Below are 16,084 nucleotides of genomic sequence, written 5' to 3'. Positions count from 1 at the left end.
CCAGGCCTGCCGCCAGCCTGATCGAGGGCTAAGATGCCTCTCAATACTGGGTTTTGGCCCGGTCCGGGCTGGATGTTTGGAGGAGTGCGTTGACAGCCGAAGCGCCCCCGCTGGGAGAACTCGAAGCCATTCGTCCTTACCCGGCCCGCACCGGTCCCAAGGGGAGCCTGGTCTACAAGCTGATCACCACCACCGATCACAAGATGATCGGCATCATGTACTGCGTCGCGTGCATAAGCTTTTTCTTCATCGGTGGCCTGCTGGCGTTGTTGATGCGGACCGAGCTGGCCGCACCCGGTCTGCAGTTCTTGTCGAATGAGCAGTTCAACCAGTTGTTCACCATGCACGGCACGATCATGCTGCTGTTCTATGCCACGCCGATTGTGTTTGGTTTCGCCAACCTGGTGCTGCCGCTGCAGATCGGCGCACCCGACGTGGCCTTCCCCCGGCTGAACGCCTTTTCGTTCTGGCTGTTCGTATTTGGCGCCACCATCGGGGCAGCCGGCTTCATCACTCCGGGCGGGGCCGCGGACTTCGGGTGGACCGCCTACACGCCGCTGACCGACGCCATTCACTCGCCCGGCGCCGGGGGCGACCTGTGGATCATGGGTTTGATCGTTGCGGGTCTGGGCACGATCCTGGGCGCGGTCAACATGATCACCACCGTGGTGTGCATGCGCGCACCCGGGATGACGATGTTCCGGATGCCGATCTTCACCTGGAACATCATGGTGACGTCCATCCTGATATTGATTGCGTTCCCGCTGCTCACGGCGGCATTGTTCGGGCTGGCCGCCGACCGGCATCTGGGAGCTCACATCTATGACGCCGCCAATGGCGGAGTCCTGCTGTGGCAGCACCTGTTTTGGTTCTTCGGCCACCCCGAGGTCTACATCATCGCGCTGCCGTTTTTCGGGATCGTCTCGGAGATCTTCCCGGTGTTTTCCCGCAAGCCGATCTTCGGTTACACCACGCTGGTTTATGCGACGCTGTCGATCGCCGCGTTGTCGGTCGCGGTATGGGCGCACCACATGTTCGCGACCGGAGCCGTCCTGCTTCCCTTCTTCTCTTTCATGACGTATCTGATCGCGGTGCCGACCGGGATCAAGTTTTTCAACTGGATCGGCACCATGTGGAAGGGGCAATTGACCTTTGAAACCCCGATGTTGTTTTCGGTGGGCTTCATGGTCACCTTCTTGCTGGGCGGACTCACCGGTGTGCTGCTGGCCAGCCCGCCGCTGGACTTCCACGTCACCGATAGCTATTTCGTGGTTGCACACTTTCACTACGTGCTGTTCGGCACGATCGTGTTCGCCACCTTCGCCGGCATCTATTTCTGGTTCCCCAAGATGACCGGCCGGCTGCTCGACGAGCGGTTGGGCAAACTGCACTTCTGGTTGACGTTCATCGGTTTTCACACCACGTTCCTGGTGCAGCACTGGTTGGGCGACGAGGGTATGCCGCGTCGCTACGCCGACTACCTACCCACCGACGGCTTCCAGGGTCTCAACGTCGTCTCGACGATCGGGGCCTTCATCCTGGGTGCGTCGATGTTCCCGTTCGTGTGGAACGTCTTCAAGAGCTGGCGCTACGGCGAGGTGGTCACCGTCGACGACCCGTGGGGGTACGGGAATTCGCTGGAGTGGGCGACAAGTTGTCCGCCGCCGCGGCACAACTTCACCGAGCTGCCTCGCATCCGCTCCGAGCGTCCCGCGTTCGAACTGCACTACCCGCATATGGTGGAACGCCTTCGCGCCGAGGCCCACGTCGGGCGTCATCATGACGAGCCCGCCATGGTGACTTCGAGCTGATGGGGCCGTACCGGTTGGGCCCCATCTGAAGGTGAGCATGCCAGCCAAGGTGTCGGTGCTGATCACGGTCACCGGCATGGATCAGCCAGGCGTGACATCCGCGCTCTTCGAGGTGCTCGCGCAGCACGGAGTCGAGCTGCTCAACGTCGAACAAGTGGTGATCCGGGGCCGGCTCACGCTGGGTGTGCTGGTGTCGTGCCCGCTGGACGTTGCCGACGGTACCGCGCTGCGCGACGACGTCGCGGCCGCCATCCACGGGGTGGGTCTAGACGTCGCCATCGAGCGCAGCGACGATCTGCCAATCATTCGGCAACCGTCCACCCACACCATTTTCGTGCTGGGACGCCCGATTACCGCCGGAGCGTTCAGCGCGGTGGCCAGGGGAGTGGCCGCACTCGGCGTCAACATCGACTTCATCCGCGGCATTTCCGACTACCCGGTCACCGGCCTGGAGTTGCGGGTCTCGGTGCCGCCTGGATGCGTGGGTCCGCTGCAGATCGCCCTGACCAAGGTGGCCGCCGAAGAGCATGTCGATGTGGCCGTCGAGGACTACGGCTTGGCTTGGCGCACCAAACGCCTGATCGTCTTCGACGTCGACTCCACTCTGGTCCAAGGCGAGGTCATCGAGATGCTGGCAGCCCGTGCGGGTGCCCAGGGACAGGTCGCCGCGATCACCGAGGCCGCGATGCGTGGTGAGCTGGACTTCGCCGAGTCGCTGCAGCGTCGTGTTGCCACCTTGGCGGGGCTGCCCGCGACGGTGATAGACGACGTCGCCGAGCAGCTCGAACTGATGCCCGGTGCTCGGACCACGATCCGGACCTTGCGGCGTCTGGGTTTTCGCTGCGGTGTGGTTTCCGGCGGCTTTCGGCGGATCATCGAGCCGCTCGCACGCGAGTTGATGTTGGATTTCGTTGCGTCCAACGAGCTGGAAATCGTCGATGGCATTCTTACCGGCCGGGTCGTGGGGCCGATTGTTGACCGGCCCGGCAAGGCCAAGGCGCTTCGGGACTTCGCGAGCCAGTATGGGGTGCCGATGGAGCAGACCGTCGCGGTCGGCGACGGCGCCAACGATATCGACATGCTGGGCGCGGCCGGGCTGGGAATAGCATTCAACGCCAAGCCGGCGTTGCGTGAGGTCGCCGATGCGTCGTTGAGCCATCCGTACCTGGACACGGTGTTGTTCTTGTTGGGCGTGACTCGCGGTGAGATCGAGGCCGCCGACGCCGGCGACTGTGGGGTGCGTCGCGTCGAAATCCCGGCCGACTAGGTTGCTCGCGGAGCATGCGGCACGATAGTCGGGTGCTCGACAACGGCGGCCCTGATGCGGCTGACCCCGACCTGCTGATCGACTTCCGAAACGTGTCCCTGCGCCGTAATGGGCGCACGCTGGTCGGCCCGCTGGATTGGGCGGTCGAACTCGACGAACGCTGGGTGATCGTCGGCCCCAACGGGGCCGGCAAGACGTCATTGCTGCGCATTGCCGCCGCGGCTGAGCATCCGTCGTCGGGGGTGGCCTTTGTGCTCGGTGAGCGGCTAGGCCGGGTTGACGTCTCGGAACTGCGTGCTCGGGTCGGGCTCAGTTCCTCGGCGCTGGCGGAGCGGGTGCCCGGCGACGAACGCGTCCGCGATCTTGTCGTCTCCGCCGGCTATGCAGTGTTGGGCCGGTGGCGCGAGCGCTACGAGGCCGTCGACTACCACCGCGCGATCGACATGCTGGAGAGCCTGGGCGCTGAGCATTTGGCCAACCGCACATACGGAACACTGTCGGAGGGCGAGCGCAAGCGAGTGCTGATTGCGCGGGCTTTGATGACAGATCCAGAGCTGCTGCTGCTCGACGAACCCGCCGCCGGCCTGGACTTAGGTGGCCGAGAGGAATTGGTCGCCCGGCTGGCCGACCTGGCAGCCGACCCTGACGCGCCCGCGCTGGTTCTGGTCACCCACCACGTCGAGGAGATTCCGCCCGGCTTCAGCCATTGCCTGCTGCTGTCGGAGGCCCGGGTGGTTGCCGCGGGCTTGCTTCCCGACGCGCTGACCGCCGAGAACCTGTCCACCGCGTTTGGCCAGGAGATCACGCTGGAGGTGGCCGACGGGCGATATTTCGCCCGACGGCGTCGCAGCCGAGCAGCCCATCGGAGACAGTCATGAATTCACCTCGCGAGCCACTGGTACCCCCGCCTACACCGAGGCCGGCGGCGACCGTGATGTTGGTCCGCGACCCGGACGCCGGATCAGCGTCCGGTCTGGCCGTCTTCTTGATGCGGCGGCACGCTGCGATGGATTTCGCCGCCGGGGTAATGGTGTTTCCCGGCGGGGGAGTCGACGACCGCGACCGCGACGCCGACTTGGGCCGGCTGGGGGCATGGGCCGGTCCGCCGCCGCAGTGGTGGGCGCAGCGGTTCGGCATCGAGCCTGATCTCGCCGAAGCCTTGGTCTGCGCGGCGGCCCGCGAGACGTTCGAGGAGTCGGGGGTGCTATTCGCCGGGCCGGTCGATCAGGACCATTCGGCACCGAACAGCATCGTCTCGGATGCCTCGGTGTACGGCGACGCGCGTCGCGCACTGGCCGACCGGACGCTGTCCTTCGCGGACTTCCTGCAGCGGGAAAAGCTGGTGCTGCGATCCGACCTGCTACGGCCCTGGGCCAACTGGGTCACCCCGGAGGCCGAACTGACCCGGCGCTACGACACCTACTTCTTTGTGGGTGCCCTACCTGAAGGTCAGCGCGCCGACGGCGAGAACACCGAATCCGACCGGGCTGGTTGGGTGTTGCCAGCCGACGCTATCGCCGACTTCGCCGCCGGCCGCAACTTCTTGCTGCCGCCGACCTGGACGCAACTGGACTCGCTGGCCGGTCATACCGTTGCCGACGTGCTGGCCGTCGAACGCCAAATCGTCCCGGTGCAGCCACAGCTGGCCCGCAACGGCGACAACTGGGAGATCGAGTTCTTCGATTCCGACCGCTATAACCAGGCCCGGAGATCGGGCGGATCGACCGGGTGGCCGCTGTGACGCCAACGGTGCCCGAGTTCGTCAACGTCGTGGTCAGTGACGGCTCCCAGGATGCCGGCCTGGCCATGTTGCTCCTATCGCGACCGCCTACCAACGCGATGACCCGCCAGGTCTACCGGGAAGTGGTCGCCGCGGCCAACGAGCTGGGGCGACGCGACGACGTGGCCGCAGTGATCCTGTATGGCGGCCACGAAATCTTCTCCGCCGGCGACGACATGCCCGAACTGCGGACATTGAGCGCGCAGGAGGCCGACACCGCCGCCCGGATTCGGCAGCAGGCCGTCGACGCCGTTGCGGCGATCCCCAAGCCGACCGTGGCCGCCATCACCGGATACGCGTTGGGTGCCGGCCTTACGCTGGCCCTAGCCGCCGATTGGCGAGTCAGCGGTGACAACGTGAAATTCGGCGCGACCGAGATCCTGGCCGGCCTGATCCCCAGCGGCGACGGAATGGCCCGGCTGACCCGTGCGGCCGGTCCGAGCAGAGCCAAGGAGCTGGTGTTCAGCGGGCGCTTCTTCGACGCCGAGGAGGCCTTGGCGCTGGGCCTGATCGACGACATGGTGGCCCCCGACGACGTTTACGACGCCGCGGCGGCCTGGGCGAGGCGCTTTCTTGACGGCCCGCCGCACGCGCTGGCCGCGGCCAAAGCCGGGATCAGCGACGTCTACGAGCTGGCGCCGGCCGAGCGGATCGCCGCTGAGCGTCGGCGCTATGTCGAGGTGTTCGCCGCTGGTCAAGGTGGTGGCAGCAAGGGTGACCGGGGCGGCCGTTAGGCTCGCCTATATGACGAGGAGTTCAAACATCCCCGCCGACGCCACTCCCAATCCACATGCCACGGCCGAGCAGGTGGCCGCAGCTCGGCACGACAGCAAGCTCGCCCAGGTGCTCTACCACGACTGGGAAGCCGAGAACTACGACGAGAAGTGGTCGATCTCTTATGACCAGCGTTGCGTCGACTACGCCCGCGGCCGGTTCGACGCGATCGTGCCTGATGAGGTCATCGCGCAGCTGCCCTACGACCGCGCACTGGAACTGGGCTGTGGAACCGGATTCTTCCTGCTCAACTTGATCCAGGCTGGCGTTGCCCGGCGTGGATCGGTCACCGACCTCTCACCCGGCATGGTCAAGGTCGCCACCCGCAATGGGCAAGCGCTGGGGCTAGACATCGACGGCCGGGTCGCCGACGCCGAGGGCATCCCGTACGACGACGACGCTTTCGACCTCGTGGTCGGGCATGCGGTGCTGCACCACATTCCCGACGTCGAGCTGTCGTTGCGGGAGGTGGTTCGGGTACTCAAGCCGGGCGGGCGCTTCGTGTTCGCCGGCGAGCCGACCACCGTCGGCGACGGCTACGCTCGCACACTGTCCACGCTGACCTGGCGTGTCGTCACCAACGCTACCAAGCTGCCCGGCCTGAGAGGCTGGCGCCGACCACAAGGCGAGCTCGATGAGTCCTCGCGCGCCGCGGCGCTGGAGGCCCTGGTCGACCTGCACACATTCACGCCCCAGGACCTGCAGCGGATCGCGCACAACGCGGGTGCAGTCGAGGTCCAAACCGCCACCGAGGAGTTCACCGCGGCGATGCTGGGTTGGCCGTTGCGCACGTTTGAGTGCACGGTGCCGCCAGGGCGGCTGGGCTGGGGTTGGGCGCGCTTCGCCTTCACCAGCTGGAAGACTCTGGGCTGGGTGGACGCCAACGTCTGGCGGCATGTGGTGCCGAAGGGCTGGTTCTACAACGTGATGATTACCGGGGTTAAGCCGTCCTGACCAGCGGCTTCACTGGTCTCACGTTCACCACCGCCGACGTCAGCTATCTGCGGTCAGAATCGGGTGCGGTTGCGCTGGCCGCGGTCGCAGAGCTCGAGCTGACCGCTGCCACTCGCATTGCCGACACCGCCGCGGTGCGCGCCCGGTTTGGCGATCGGGCGCCGTGGCTGGTGGAGACCACGCTGCTGCGCCGCCGCGCCGCCGGCAAACTGGGCGAGCTGTGTCCGAACGTTGGGGTGTCGCAATGGCTATTCACCGATGAGGCGCTGCAGCAGGCTACCGCAGCACCCGTGGCCCGGCACCGGGCCAGGCGACTGGCCGGTCGGGTAGTGCACGACGCGACCTGCTCCATCGGCACCGAGCTGGCCGCGCTGCGCGAGCTAGCTGTCCGGGCGGTCGGCAGCGATATCGACCCGGTGCGGCTGGCCATGGCGCGCCACAACCTGGCCGCCCTGGGAATGGAAGCTGACCTGTGCCGCGCCGATGTGCTGCATCCGGTGACCCGCGACGCGGTCGTCGTCATCGACCCGGCGCGTCGCAGCAACGGGCGGCGACGCTTCCACCTCGCCGACTACCAGCCCGGCCTGGGCCCCCTACTGGACCGCTACCGCGGCCGTGATGTGGTCGTCAAGTGCGCTCCCGGAATAGATTTCGAGGAGGTGGGCCGGCTCGGTTTCGAGGGCGAGATCGAGGTGATCTCATACCGCGGTGGGGTTCGAGAAGCATGTCTTTGGTCGGCCGGGTTGGCCGGATCGGGTATCCGCCGTCGAGCCAGCATCCTCGATTCCGGTGAACAAATCGGTGACGACGAGCCCGACGACTGCGGTGTGCGGCCCGCCGGGAAATGGATCGTCGACCCCGACGGCGCCGTCGTCCGTGCCGGCCTGGTACGCAACTACGGCGCCCGGCATGGGCTGTGGCAGCTCGATCCCCAAATCGCTTACCTGTCCGGTGACCGGCTGCCGCCTGCGTTGCGCGGGTTCGAGGTGCTCGAGCAGCTGGCCTTCGACGAGCGTCGGCTGCGTCAGGTGCTGTCAGCGCTGGATTGCGGGGCAGCCGAAATCCTGGTGCGCGGCGTTGCGATCGATCCCGACGCTCTGCGGCGACGGCTCCGGCTGCGGGGCAGCAGACCGCTGGCGGTGGTCATCACCCGCATTGGTGCCGGGTCCTTGAGCCATGTGACCGCCTATGTGTGTCGGCCGTCCCGGTAGCGGCACGGGTAGGCTGGCGGCGGTCACCCCTAAGCTGCGCCAACGCCTTTGGTCTGCGAGGACGATTAGACGATGCGTTATCTGATAGCGACCGCAGTGCTCGTTGCTGTGGTCCTGGTGGGCTGGCCGGCGGCTGGTGCGCCGCCGTCATGCGCCGGCCTGGGCGGCACTGTGCAGGCCGGCCAGATCTGCCATGTGCACGCCTCGGGCCCTAAGTACATGCTGGATATGACATTTCCTGTCGACTATCCCGACCAGCAGGCGCTGACCGACTACATCACGCAAAACCGCGACGGGTTCGTCAACGTCGCGCAGGGGTCCCCGCTGCGAGACCAGCCCTACCAAATGGACGCCACCAGCGAACAGCACAGCTCCGGCCAGCCGCCGCAGGCCACCCGCAGCGTAGTGCTCAAATTCTTCCAGGACCTCGGTGGGGCACATCCGTCCACCTGGTACAAGGCCTTCAACTACAACCTCGCGACCTCGCAGCCCATCACCTTCGACACGTTGTTCGTGCCCGGCACCACGCCACTGGACAGCATCTACCCCATCGTTCAGCGCGAGCTGGCACGTCAGACCGGTTTCGGTGCCGCGATATTGCCTTCGACCGGCCTCGACCCGGCTCACTACCAGAACTTTGCTATCACCGACGACAGTCTGATTTTCTACTTCGCCCAGGGTGAGCTGCTGCCGTCGTTTGTCGGCGCTTGCCAAGCCCAGGTGCCGCGCAGCGCCATTCCGCCGCTGGCAATCTAAGGTGCGAAGCTGTAGACCTGGCCGTCGCTGGTGGCGGTCACCACGCGGCGGTCGTTGCCGACCGATACACCGACGGGATATCCGGTCGCTCCGGGTAGCGGATAGCTGTTGACCGTGTGGCCGTTGGCCGGATCGAAGACCAGCAACGACAAACCGGGCGTGCCATCGTGGTTTGGACCGCTGATGACCGTATAGCCGACGCCGGTGCCGGCCAGACTCGCGGTCGACAGCGCAGTAACGTCGTCGCGTCGCCAGGCCCCCTCGGCGTGATCACCGGCATCCCGGAACGCCGCCAGCGCGGTGTCGGGGCCCCCGCCGGACACGATCAGTCCATGTGGGGTCAGTGCGGGCGGCGTCTGCGCCAGAAAGCCCAGGGGAGCTGACCACTTCGCTTTCCCGTCGGCGGCGTTGAGTGCCCATAGCCGGTGGTCGCGCCCATTGACGTAGACCGTCGATCCGTCGGCGGAGAGCACTGGGCTGGCCAGCACGCCCGCGCTGACAGCGTCACTGGTCCACTCGCGGACGAGTTGCTCAGCGTGGTATTTCAGCCCGACCAGCTTCGCGGCCGGTTCGCCCGGCTGCCAGACGCTGACCACCACCGTGCCGTTGACCGACGAGAACGCAGGGGCGGCCGCGACCGGGCAGCCCGGCCGGGCTGGCGCGCAGTCGGCCAGTCCGCGTGTCGCATCGGTGGGATCGATGCCGTCCACCAGGTCCACCGGACTGCCGACCACCATGCCGCGGCGGGTATCGAATACCAGCAGCTGCCCCAGGTGTGTACTCACGAGCAGGCGGCCATGCCCCAGAAACCGCGGGGTGGACGGCATCCCGATCACGGGCTGGCGCCAGCGCGTCCACTGGGTCGGCGGAAAGGAGATTATCGCTCCCGGCTGGCCGACGTAGAGGTTGTCGAAGCCGTCGAACAACGGGCCGGCGAAGCCGCCGCCCTGGACCAGCCGCACACACCAGCGCTGCCGGCCGTTGTTGTCGTTCTGCCACTCCATCAGCGAACACCCGGCCGGGGTCTGCCCGTTTAACGCGAGGTACCCGCGTGCGCTCAGGGCTGGTCCGGCAGCCAAGCTTCCTTTGACCGAACGCGTCCACCGCAGCGTGAGATTGGTGGCGCCATTCGTCGTGGTGTAGCTGCTGTTGGCGGCGTCGCCGTATTGTGCGGGCCAGCCTTGTGCGGGGGCCGCTTCTACCCACGAGTCGGCACTTCCGCAACCGCCCAGCTCGACCGCGATTACGGCGGCCGCAACGGCCGCCGGAAGGCGTCGCGCAAGCGCCTTATCCTTTCGCAGGTTCCCAGATCCTTCCGCTACGTGGGTCGCTCATCGGCGGGCCCGGCCGAATGAGTACAGGTGAGGGTAACCGCTACAAATGAAGTTGGTCAGTGCTGGCCAACTGTGTAATGGTTGCCCGGCTCGGGTCACCACGTACATTCTGGCAAGGCGGGCGAGATTCGGTTCCTCGCGTCCTTGGCCGGTGGCGGTTCCCGGTTGTCCGTGGGCGTGTCGTGTACGTGGTGTAAGTGTCGTGAACGTCCTCAGTTTGGGCTCGTCATCGGGTGTGGTGTGGGGCCGGGTGCCGATCACCGCCCCCGCGGGGGCGGCCACCGGCGTCACCTCGCGCGCCGATGCGCATTCTCAGATGCGCCGATACGCCCAAACAGGTCCGACAGCTAAGCTAAGCTCTGCGCCAATGACAACCATGTGGGGTGCTCCGCTTCACCGCAGGTGGCGAGGATCGCGGCTGCGCGACCCACGTCAGGCCAAGTTCCTCACGCTGGCATCGCTGAAATGGGTGCTTGCCAACCGCGCCTACACTCCGTGGTACCTGGTGCGCTACTGGCGGCTGTTGAGGTTCAAGCTGGCCAACCCGCACATCATCACCCGCGGCATGGTGTTTCTCGGCAAGGGTGTGGAGATCCACGCGACACCGGAACTAGCGCAACTGGAGATCGGCCGCTGGGTGCACATCGGGGACAAGAACACGATCCGTGCCCACGAGGGCTCGCTGCGGTTCGGCGACAAGGTGGTGCTGGGCCGGGACAACGTCATCAACACCTATCTCGACATCGAGATCGGGGACTCGGTGCTAATGGCCGACTGGTGCTATATCTGCGATTTCGACCACCGGATGGACGACATCACGCTGCCGATCAAAGACCAGGGCATCATCAAGAGTCCGGTGCGGATCGGGCCCGACACCTGGATCGGCGTGAAGGTGAGCGTGCTGCGCGGCACCACCATCGGACGGGGCTGCGTGCTCGGCTCGCACGCGGTGGTCCGCGGCGCAATTCCCGACTATTCGATCGCGGTCGGGGCGCCGGCCAAGGTGGTCAAGAACCGCCAGCTGTCCTGGGAGGCATCGGCCGCGCAGCGCGCTGAGCTAGCCGCTGCCTTGGCCGACATCGAACGCAAGAAGGCGGCCCGCTAGCCCCGAGCACCCTAAAGCCGATGGTGCTCCGGCGACCATCCACATCGGGTACGCGAAATTGGCTGCCGGGCAGCCGATTCCACGGTGAGCCTACTCGGGGTGGTCATCGACCTTGAAATCGAAGTTGACATCGCCGGCGTCAACGCTGGTGACAATCACCGAGATGCCATACGTTTTGCTGCCGTCGGTCAGTCGACACCGCAGTTTGGCTCCCTCGACGCCCTTTAGATTGTCGGGGCAGGTCACCGAATCGGGCCTGGCGCCCACCCGCTGGAACAGTTTGTCGCTGATGATGTTGGCAACCTGGTTCTTGTCGACGGTCTCCACCATGTCGAACTTGACGTCGCTACCGTCGACACTGGTCACGGTGACGTTGACGTTGAACGTGCGGTCCTTGATCTTCATTTCGCAATTCAGCTCGGCCCCGACCTCTGCCGGGAGATCGCTTGGGCACGTCACCGATTCGGGCTTGTTGCCGGCGGCGTCTGTCATCTTGGCGGTGATCTGCCGGGCGACCTCGGCCTTGCTCACCGAGTGCGAGTGCGACGTTCCGATCGAAAACGAGCAGGCTGTGGGAATGGCGATCAGGGCCGTGGCGGCACCTGAGGCCAGCAGCGTGCGAACGATCGAGTGAGCCATGTCGCCTCCCTGGCATCTGAAACTGCGAATTCGCCGATCATGGCATGTCAAACGGCGTCTTCGATACCGAATCGATAAAGGGGGTTGACCTCCGGCAGATAATTGTGCGCCGGTGCGGCTTGGATGCAGGCGCCTCCAGGCCGAGTCGGGTTGTGCCCAGCACGGGGCGCTCGGCGAACTAGCTGCTGAGCGCGGCGACCAGCCCTTCGGGGTCCGCAACGGTCACTGTCAGCGCCGAATGGTCCCGCAGTCCAATCACGCGGTGGATCCGCGGCTCGAAGTGGATGCAGACACCGGCAGCTGCGTTGGTTCCGAACGTGAGTCCGTCGTCGACCATCGACAGTCGGGGGCCCACCGCTGTCCACCATCGGTATGGGCCGGTGATGTGCGCATCGCGGACGCTAGACAGTGGCGCCTCGACGCGAAACGGCCCGTAGCGTGCGACGAAGCGGCCATCCTCGGTCACGGTCACGCCTTGGCTGCCCGGCCATCGAAACGGTAGCCACATAGGCGCCAGTCGAAGGTCGTAGCGATAGGGGAAGTGGAGCCCCTGGTCCTGCGGTTTCACTGCGGTGCTCCGATCATCACGTCCCTGCCACGGCTACCGATCGGGAAGAGCGTGCTCGACGATGGGCAACCGGGGCTGCGGCTGCCGTTCACCGCGCTTCGCCGCCAGGTACACCTGCGCGGTCGCGGTGGCCACCGTCTGCCAGTCGAAGTCGGAGGTGAGCCGTTGCCGGGCGGCTCGTGCGCGCCGCTGCGCGGCGGCCGGATCGTCGAGCACGCTACGCACCGCGGCGGCCAGCCCCGCTACGTCGCGGGGTGCACACGACACCCCGGTCTGTCCATTGATGACCGCTTCACCCAGACCGCCGATGTTGGACGTCACCAGCGGGGTGCCGGCCGCGGCGGCCTCCAGTGCCACCAGCCCAAACGGTTCGTAGTGGCTGGGCAGCACCGCGGCGTCGGCTCGGTGCAGCAACGCCAGCAGCTCGGTGTGGTCGAGGTGTCCGACGAACCTGGTTGCTCTGAGCACCCGGTGTTTGCGGGCCTGATCGATCAACCAATCCTGCTGGGTGCCTTCGCCGGCGATGGTCAGTGTGGTGCCTGGGTGAGTGCGCCTGAGCCGCGGCAGCGCGGCGATGGCGTCGTGCACGCCCTTCTCGTACTCCAGCCGCCCCACATAGAGCAATTCGGCTGGCCCGGTGCGCGGGCGGCGGGCCGCGAACGGCCAGCGCGCCGCGTCAATGCCGTTACGGATCACGGTGATCTCGGCCAGCCCGGGCCCGAACAGCTCGGTGATCTCGTCGTTCATCGACGCCGAGCATGTGATCAGCGAATCGGATTCACGCACCAGCCACGACTCGACCGCGTGCACCTGACGGCTGAGAGCTCCGGAGACCCAGCCGGAATGTCGACCGGCCTCCGTTGCATGAATCGTGGAAACCATTGGCACGTCATAGAACTGGGCAAGGGCGATGGCCGGATGGGCCACCAGCCAGTCGTGTGCGTGCACGACGTCAGGACGCCACGAGCGGTCGGTGCCAAGTTTCTTCAAGCGCAGCCCGGCGCGGATCATGGCGTGGCCCATCGCCAGGGTCCAGGCCATCATGTCGTTGCCAAACGTGAACTCGTGCGGGTCCTGCGCGGCCGCAATCACCCGGACCCCTTCGGTCACCTCATCGGAGGATGGGTGTGTGCTGGGATCGGTGCCCGACGGACACCGGGACAACACGACGACATCGTGACCGGCTGCGGCTAGCGCGGTCGACAGATGATGCACGTGGCGGCCGAGTCCGCCGATCACCACCGGCGGGTACTCCCACGACACCATGAGGATCCTCATGCGCGCGGCCGGTTCCGCCTGTGCGAGGCGTTCACTTGGGCAGCCTCCGAGCGTCCAGGGCGCCGAACAGACCGTCGGCGCGGTTCCACCCTTCGGCGAGCCGCCGTGCGGTGTCGCGTCGGCCCGCGGCCAGCGCGCCGGCGATCTCCCGGGTGGCGTGTGCGTGCAGGTGAGCACGATAGCGGGCGTAGTCGGCGGCGGAGTCCTTGCTCACCATGAACGGCCAGTCGCTGGACACGGTGAGCAGGGTCTCGCGCAGGATCTGATCAGCAACGTGATCGCGAGGCAGCGGTCCGTCCAGGGACGCTGTCTGGGCCAGCGCCTTGTCGATGGTGGTCAACGCGGTATCGACCACTTCGCTGTTGAGCTGGACCAGATCGGCCACCTTGGCACCGCTCCACACCTGCCAGTCCTTGCCGGAACCCCAAGAGCTGGGTGGCAATTCGACCGGGTCGCCGACGAATCCGTCGGCGATCGCATCGCTCAGGGTGCCCACCCGGACACCGGCGGCGGGTAAAGCCCGCAATACCCGTTGCAGCCAGGTTGGGCCCTCGTACCACCAGTGGCCGAACAACTCGGTGTCGAAGGCGGCGATCACGTGGGCGGGCCGGCCGATGCGCTCGGACTCGGAGAGCAGCCGATTGCGCACCACGTCGACGAAATCGGCAACATGGACGTCGACGGCGCGGTCAGCGCGCTCGGGATCGTAGGGTGCCTTTTGCTCCGACGGCACGTTACGCCCGGTGACCCTGGCCGGTTTGAGTCCGGTCAGGTGGTCGTAGGTGTGGAAGTCGCGGTAGGCGGCGTGCCCGGGGTAGCCGGATTTCGGTGACCACACCCGGTAGCTGACCTGCAAGTCGCGACCGAAGGCGACCACATCGGTTTTCCCCACCGGCCGGCCCAGCGCGGTGTCGCCGTGCAGCGACGGGCCGTCGACCATGAAGTGACTGACCCCCGCGGTGGCGTAGTCGACCTCCATCCCCGGGGCGTATGCGCATTCGGGTGCCCAGATCCCTTTCGGGCGGTGCGCCAGCCGCAGCTGAGCATCGGCGAGGCCTTCGCGCAGCGCGAACTCGCGCAGCCGCGGTGCCAGCAGCGGCTGGAACGGGTGGGCAAGTGGGCCACCGAGCAGCTCCACCGTGCCGGCGTCGATCAGGCCGCGCAGCAGTGGGCTGCCGCCGTGCCGCCACCGCGTGGCGAAGTTGTCGAGCGCGCGAGCTGCATCGGCACATTCGCGAATCCCAAAGGCCCGCAACGCCTCCGGTGTGCATGACGGATAGTCAGCCGACTTCGACTGACGGGCATACCGCACGCTGGCGGCCTCTTCGGCGCGCAGCTGCCAGTTGGCTAGCCAGTGATGCACACCGTTGAGGCAGTATGGGTCGTCGAGCTGGGCGTTGACCACCGGCGTCATCCCGAGGGTGATCAACCGGTGCCGGTTCTCGTCGGCCAGCGCGGCCAGCACCTGCAGCAGCGGCAGGTAGGCCGCCGCCCACGACTGATAGAGCCATTCCTCGCCGACCGGCCAGCGCCCGTGGTGGGCCAGCCAGGGCAGGTGAGTGTGCAGAACAAGCGTGAACAGGCCGGGCACCGGGCTTGCGGACGTGTTCAAGGCCGCACCGCGATCGCGATCAGATCCAGGCTGTCATCGATGTCACGGTCGTGACCCGCTGCCACCATCTCGAAGTCGGCGGTGGTGACCGCCGCGACGTCTGCGGCTAGCTCGGGTGGCCACGGTGCGCCGGCCACCGCCCGCATGATCTGTGCGTCGATGATGGAGCCGCCGTGGCGGGCGTCCATGTCGCGCAGGCGTGGGCCATGAAACAACCCGCACATGGCCACATCGACGAATCCCGCGTCGATCAACAGCGAAGTGAGCTCGTCGGCATTGAGCTCGCGGGTGTGGAATGGGTTGATCGGGGTATCGCGGCCGGGGGAAAAGGTGATCCGGTTGGGGGTGGACACCATCAACAGTCCCGAGCCCCGCAGTACCCGGGCGCACTCGCGAACGAATCGGGCTTGATCCCACAGATGCTCGATGACCTGGAAGTTGACCACGACGTCTACCGACGCGTCGGGCAATGGCAGCTCGGCCAGGTTTGCTTGCATCACCTCCACTCGGGGATAGCGGCTCCGGACATGGGCCACCGCAGTCTCGTCGTAGTCCACCGCGATGACCTGGCGAGCGACGCAGGCGATCAGGTCGGCGCCATATCCCTCGCCGCAGCCGGCTTCCAGCACGTCGCGGGCCGTGCAGCGGGGTGCCAGCCGCTGGTAGACGACCTGGTGGCGGCGAAACCAGTAGTTCTCGATGTCCAGATCGGGGATGGTGCGCTCGCCGGTCAGCGTCAACACCGCAGGGCTAGCCGTGGAGGCCGACGGCGGGTTGTCGCCTCGGCTATGGCGGGGAACGTGGGGAACGAATGCGCACATTGTTAAGGCAGGCTAACCCGTGGCATCGGATTCGCGAACCGGGCACCGGGAGTATCCGCCGGTCGTGGGCGAGGCACAGGCGTGGGAACCTGCTCTACCACCCGCTATGGTGTGAGGGCGCACCACGCGAACTTACCGAATAGTAATATCGCTGTGCGGTTGCAAAACGTGTGA

Annotated in this window: 15 protein-coding genes; 9 read left to right on the top strand and 6 right to left on the bottom strand. The window is 66.4% G+C overall.

Annotated elements, in window-relative coordinates; translation table 11 throughout:
- Positions 1–89 precede the first annotated feature (89 nt).
- The 8 genes from ctaD (at position 90) to TB22.2 (ending at position 8,553) form a co-directional block, all read left to right on the top strand.
- A complete protein-coding gene (ctaD, locus tag Rv3043c) occupies positions 90–1,811 on the top strand; it encodes a cytochrome C oxidase cytochrome 1 (RefSeq protein ID NP_217559.1) in 1,722 nt (573 codons plus the stop codon).
- Positions 1,812–1,848: 37 nt separating this feature from the next.
- Positions 1,849–3,078: a phosphoserine phosphatase SerB gene (gene serB2 / locus Rv3042c; RefSeq protein NP_217558.1), complete on the top strand. Its 1,230-nt coding sequence runs from the start codon at positions 1,849–1,851 to the stop codon at positions 3,076–3,078.
- A gap of 14 nt (positions 3,079–3,092) precedes the next feature.
- Complete coding sequence (locus Rv3041c; protein NP_217557.1) at positions 3,093–3,956, top strand: ABC transporter ATP-binding protein; 864 nt, start codon at positions 3,093–3,095, stop codon at positions 3,954–3,956.
- Complete coding sequence (locus tag Rv3040c; protein ID NP_217556.1) at positions 3,953–4,819, top strand: hypothetical protein; 867 nt, start codon at positions 3,953–3,955, stop codon at positions 4,817–4,819. The genes Rv3041c and Rv3040c overlap by 4 nt, the downstream gene beginning before the upstream one ends.
- Positions 4,820–4,827: 8 nt before the next feature.
- Positions 4,828–5,592, top strand: a complete 765-nt coding sequence (gene echA17 / locus Rv3039c; protein NP_217555.1) for an enoyl-CoA hydratase EchA17 — start codon at positions 4,828–4,830, stop codon at positions 5,590–5,592.
- A gap of 10 nt (positions 5,593–5,602) precedes the next feature.
- Positions 5,603–6,586, top strand: a complete 984-nt coding sequence (locus Rv3038c; RefSeq protein NP_217554.1) for a hypothetical protein — start codon at positions 5,603–5,605, stop codon at positions 6,584–6,586.
- Positions 6,587–6,720: 134 nt separating this feature from the next.
- Positions 6,721–7,797 (top strand): S-adenosylmethionine-dependent methyltransferase, encoded by a 1,077-nt coding sequence (locus tag Rv3037c; RefSeq protein NP_217553.1) that lies wholly within the window; start codon positions 6,721–6,723, stop codon positions 7,795–7,797.
- A gap of 72 nt (positions 7,798–7,869) precedes the next feature.
- Entirely contained in the window at positions 7,870–8,553 is a 684-nt protein-coding gene (TB22.2, locus tag Rv3036c; protein NP_217552.1) for a hypothetical protein, read from the top strand.
- Here TB22.2 and Rv3035 read toward each other — a convergent pair.
- On the bottom strand, positions 8,550–9,632 hold the full coding sequence (locus Rv3035) for a hypothetical protein (RefSeq protein ID NP_217551.1): 1,083 nt from the start codon (positions 9,630–9,632) through the stop codon (positions 8,550–8,552). The genes TB22.2 and Rv3035 overlap by 4 nt on opposite strands.
- 457 nt (positions 9,633–10,089) lie before the next feature.
- Here Rv3035 and Rv3034c point away from each other — a divergent pair, with 457 nt between their 5' ends.
- The gene (locus Rv3034c) at positions 10,090–10,992 is read left to right on the top strand and encodes an acetyltransferase (protein ID NP_217550.1); all 903 of its coding nucleotides are present in this window, start codon (positions 10,090–10,092) and stop codon (positions 10,990–10,992) included.
- A 90-nt stretch (positions 10,993–11,082) separates the two neighbouring features.
- Here the strand turns inward: Rv3034c and Rv3033 are convergent, their stop codons facing one another.
- The 5 genes from Rv3033 to Rv3030 form a co-directional block, all read right to left on the bottom strand.
- On the bottom strand, positions 11,083–11,631 hold the full coding sequence (locus Rv3033; RefSeq protein NP_217549.1) for a hypothetical protein: 549 nt from the start codon (positions 11,629–11,631) through the stop codon (positions 11,083–11,085).
- Between the two features lie 178 nt (positions 11,632–11,809).
- On the bottom strand, positions 11,810–12,199 hold the full coding sequence (locus tag Rv3032A; RefSeq protein YP_004837058.1) for a hypothetical protein: 390 nt from the start codon (positions 12,197–12,199) through the stop codon (positions 11,810–11,812).
- 33 nt (positions 12,200–12,232) lie between these two features.
- Positions 12,233–13,477 (bottom strand): glycogen synthase, encoded by a 1,245-nt coding sequence (locus tag Rv3032; RefSeq protein ID NP_217548.1) that lies wholly within the window; start codon positions 13,475–13,477, stop codon positions 12,233–12,235.
- A gap of 31 nt (positions 13,478–13,508) precedes the next feature.
- Complete coding sequence (locus tag Rv3031; RefSeq protein NP_217547.1) at positions 13,509–15,089, bottom strand: 1,4-alpha-glucan-branching protein; 1,581 nt, start codon at positions 15,087–15,089, stop codon at positions 13,509–13,511.
- Positions 15,086–15,910, bottom strand: a complete 825-nt coding sequence (locus Rv3030; RefSeq protein ID NP_217546.1) for an S-adenosylmethionine-dependent methyltransferase — start codon at positions 15,908–15,910, stop codon at positions 15,086–15,088. The genes Rv3031 and Rv3030 overlap by 4 nt, the downstream gene beginning before the upstream one ends.
- Positions 15,911–16,084: the final 174 nt, after the last annotated feature.

The sequence above is a fragment of the Mycobacterium tuberculosis H37Rv genome (genome assembly GCF_000195955.2).
GTDB classification, from domain to species: domain Bacteria; phylum Actinomycetota; class Actinomycetes; order Mycobacteriales; family Mycobacteriaceae; genus Mycobacterium; species Mycobacterium tuberculosis.
This window is presented reverse-complemented; position numbering and strand designations above follow the sequence as displayed.